3 protein-coding genes and 1 pseudogene are annotated in these 3904 nt (G+C 67.7%); 3 read left to right on the forward strand and 1 reads right to left on the reverse strand.

Annotation, left to right across the window (positions count from 1 at the left end):
• Positions 1–220: 220 nt before the first annotated feature.
• On the reverse strand, positions 221–376 hold the full coding sequence (locus tag VMJ11_RS02515) for a DUF3309 family protein (RefSeq protein WP_325616592.1): 156 nt from the start codon (positions 374–376) through the stop codon (positions 221–223).
• 233 nt (positions 377–609) lie between these two features.
• Between VMJ11_RS02515 and VMJ11_RS02520 the strand changes: the two are divergent.
• From VMJ11_RS02520 to VMJ11_RS02530, 3 genes and pseudogenes are all read left to right on the forward strand, one after another.
• A pseudogene (locus tag VMJ11_RS02520) lies at positions 610–1593 on the forward strand (LacI family DNA-binding transcriptional regulator); the annotation flags it as partial.
• A 267-nt stretch (positions 1594–1860) separates the two neighbouring features.
• Positions 1861–3213, forward strand: a complete 1353-nt coding sequence (locus tag VMJ11_RS02525) for an AGE family epimerase/isomerase (RefSeq protein WP_325616596.1) — start codon at positions 1861–1863, stop codon at positions 3211–3213.
• A gap of 21 nt (positions 3214–3234) precedes the next feature.
• Positions 3235–3904: PfkB family carbohydrate kinase (locus tag VMJ11_RS02530; protein ID WP_325616594.1), on the forward strand; the 670-nt coding region annotated here is incomplete at its 3' end.

Genomic DNA, 3904 nt, shown 5'->3' on the forward strand with positions numbered 1-3904 from the left:
GCGACGGGGCTCGTCGTGATCGACGGCAGCGCGAGCGCCGCCCTGCTCCCCACGCTCGACACGAGTCCGCGCGAAGCCGCCGACATCATCGACATCGCCGACGCCTGATACCAGCGCGACCTCCCCGCCAGCCCCCACGTACGACTGCCGAAAGAACGAGAACGGGCCGGCCGCGCGGCTCATGCCGCGCGGCGGCCCGTTGCGTTGCGTGGTGTCACAGCTAGATCGTTCCCATCAGCACGAGCACGACCACGACGATGACGACGATGCCGAGCGTGCCCGATGGCGCATAACCCCACGAACGGCTATACGGCCACGCGGGGAAAGCGCCAATGAGTAACAGGACCAGAATGACCAGCAGCAGGGTGCTGAGCATGATGCCTCCGAAGGTGGAATATCAGTGCCCAGCTTTCAGCAATCGCCATACCCGAGGGAAATGTTTAGTTGATTTTACTAAACATGTAAATTTACGTTTATTCCCGTGTTTACGGGTATTTACCATGGGTTTTCAGCGTTGATTCAAGTTTTCTCTTGAGATTTTTACTATACAATCGCCGCACACCTGACCACTCCCGTAACGCTCACAGCGGGGCCGCCAAGCCAGGAACCATGGGGACAACCATTCGTGACGTCGCGCAGGCCGCCAACGTGTCGATCGGCACGGTCTCGCGCGCATTGAAGAATCAGCCGGGCCTCTCCGAGGCCACGCGCGAGCGTATCGTCGAAGTCGCGCGCGCGCTCGGCTACGACAGTGCGCAACTGCGCCCGCGCATCCGCCGGCTCACCTTCCTGCTGCACCGCCAGCACAACAACTTCGCCGCGAGCCCGTTCTTCTCGCACGTGCTGCACGGCGTCGAAGACGCCTGCCGCGAGCACGCCATCGTGCCCGCCCTGCTCACCGCCGGCCCCGCCGACGACACCGTCCAGCAGTTGCGCCTGCACGCGCCCGACGCGATCGCCGTGGCGGGCTTCGTCGAGCCGGAAATGCTCTCCGCGCTCGTCGCGCTGCAACGGCCGCTCGTGCTGATCGATCTGTGGGCGCCGGGCCTGCGCTCGGTGAACGTCGACAACGCGGCGGGCGCCGCGCTCGCCATGCAGCACTTGTTCGCGCTCGGGCGGCGGCGCATCGCGTTCATCGGCGGGTCGCTCGCGCACTACAGCATTGCGCAGCGCGCGCTCGGCTACCGGCGCGCGTTCTTCGAGGCGGGCTTGCTGTTCGACCCGTCGCTCGAAACGACGATCGATGGCGGCCTCGATCCCGATACCGGCGCGTCGCTCGCCATGCAGCGTCTGCTCGACGCGGCGCGCGCCGCGTCGAGCCCGCCGCCCGACGCCGTGTTCGCCTACAACGACGCCGCCGCGCTCGCGGCCCTGCGCGTGTGCCTCGCCCACGGCCTGCGCGTGCCCGAGGACATCGCCATCATCGGTTTCGACGACATTCCGGGCGCGGTGCACGCCACGCCGCCGCTCTCGACGATCGCCGTCGACAAGGAAGCGCTCGGCCGGCGCGGCGTGGAATTGCTGCTCGAGGAAGCGCCCGCTGCCACCGAGATCCGCCTGCCGGTGCAACTCGTCGCGCGCGCGAGCACGCTGGGCGCGGCGTCAGCGCCCGGTGCCGCGTTCGATACGCGCCGCGTCGGCGGCACGCCGCACGACGGTGCTGCACCTATGCCCAACGGCGCCGCGCCACAGGCCGCTGCACCCTCGCCCAATACCGCCACGCCACAGGCCGCTGCACCCGCACCCGCCGGTTCCGCGCCCCAAGCTGCTGCAACGACGCCTGGCGCGCAAGGCGCCCTCCTGAAAACACGTTGAACCAACGCTTACGCCACGTCCAAGCCAGAAGAGAAAGCCATGACGATGACCGCCGACACTGCCTCCCCCGTTTGCGCGCAACCGGCCGCCGCGCCGAGCGTCGCGAGCTTTCGCGACCGCGGCTTCCTGCTGGGCCACGTGCAGGACACGCTGCGCTTCTACGCGCCGAACGTGCTCGACCCCTCGGGCGGCTTTCACCACTACTTCCGCGACGACGGCTCGGTCTACAACGCGCACTCGCGGCACCTGGTGAGCAGTTGCCGTTTCGTCTTCAACTATGCGATGGCGTATCGCGAGTTCGGCGATCCGCAGCATCTCGAATACGCGCGCCACGGCCTGCAGTTCCTGCGCGACGGTCACTGGGATCCGCAGTTGCAGGGCTACGACTGGGAGATCGACTGGCGCGACGGCAAGAAGCGCACGCTCGATGGCACGCGCCACTGCTATGGCCTCGCCTTCGTGCTGCTCGCCTACGCGCACGCGGCGATGGCGGGCGTGGAGGAAGCGCGGCCGATGATCGGCGCGACCTTCGAACTAATGGAGCACCGCTTCTGGGACGGCGCGGCGGGCCTCTACGCCGACGAGGCGAGCGCCGACTGGATCGTGTCCAGCTATCGCGGCCAGAACGCGAACATGCATACCACCGAGGCGCTGCTCGCGGCCTATGAGGCGACCGGCCATCTCGTCTATCTCGACCGCGCGGAGCGCGTCGCGTCGAACATCACGCTGCGCCAGGCGAAGCTCTCGCAGGGCCTCGTCTGGGAGCACTTTCACGCGGACTGGTCGGTGGACTGGCACTACAACGAAGAGGACAGTTCGAACATCTTCCGTCCGTGGGGCTTCCAGCCCGGCCACCAGACCGAGTGGGCAAAGCTGCTGCTGATCCTCGAGCGCCACCGCCCGCTGCCCTGGCTCCTGCCGCGCGCGATCGAGCTTTTCGACGCCGCCATGGCGCACGCCTGGGACAACGATCACGGTGGCCTCTACTATGGCTTCGGCCCGGACGGCACCGTGTGCGACCACGACAAGTACTTCTGGGTGCAGGCCGAAACCTTCGCCACGGCGGCGCTGCTCGGCAAGCGCACCGGCAACGAGCGCTTCTGGGACTGGTACGACGAACTCTGGCGCTACAGCTGGGCGAACTTCGTCGATCATCGCTACGGTGCGTGGTATCGCATCCTCACTTGCGACAACCGCAAGTACAGTGACGAAAAGAGCCCGGCCGGCAAGACCGACTACCACACCATGGGCGCGTGCTACGAAGCGCTGAACGCGCTGCCCGGGCGCGGCATGGCGCCCGTCGCGGGACGCGAGGAAGCCGAGGCCGTGAATGGAGCGCATGGAGCTAGCGGAGCGAGCAGCGCGAGCGGCACGAACGGCACGAGCGGCCGGAACTGAACTGAGCTGAGGAACACGACGATGAGCACCTGCAGCACTGGGCCGGACTTCTCGTCCGGCTTCCCGGCCTTCATCTCGGCCGGCGACATCCTCACCGATCTCGTGCGCAGCCCCGCGCCCGAGGGCGCCGCACACGCCTCGTATCAAGAGGCGCGCGCCGGCGTCGATTCGCACTGGCGCGCGCACCCGGGCGGCGCGGGCTGGAACGTCGCGCGCGCGGTCGCGCGCCTCGGGCTGCCGACGGCCTGCGTGGGCTCGCTTGGCGTCGACAACTTCTCCGACGAGCTATGGAACGCAAGTGTCGCCGCCGGTCTCGACATGCGCTTCATGCAGCGCGTGGAGCGCGCACCGCTGCTCGCGATCGTGCACCAGACGCATCCGCCCGCGTACTACTTCATCGGCGATAACAGCGCCGACCTCGCCTTCGATCCCGCCAAGCTGCCGCAAGGCTGGCGCGCGCACGCGAAGTGGGCGCACTTCGGCTGCATCAGCCTCGTGCGCCAGCCGCTCGGCGAAACGCTCGCCACGCTCGCCGCCGAGCTGCGCGCGACCGGCGTGAAGATCAGCTTCGATCCGAATTACCGCAACCTGATGGCGCATGGCTACGAGCCGATCCTGCGCCGCATGGCCGCGCTCGCCGATCTCATCAAGGTCTCCGACGAAGACCTGCACATGCTGTTCACCGGCAAGA

Source organism: Paraburkholderia sp. (assembly GCF_035501035.1).
Lineage (GTDB): Bacteria > Pseudomonadota > Gammaproteobacteria > Burkholderiales > Burkholderiaceae > Paraburkholderia.

Coding starts and splice junctions, on each gene's coding strand:
- VMJ11_RS02515 (WP_325616592.1), bottom strand. CDS start 376: ATGCTCAGCACCCTGCTGCTGGTCATTCTGGTCCTGTTACTCATTGGC.
- VMJ11_RS02525 (WP_325616596.1), top strand. CDS start 1,861: ATGACCGCCGACACTGCCTCCCCCGTTTGCGCGCAACCGGCCGCCGCG.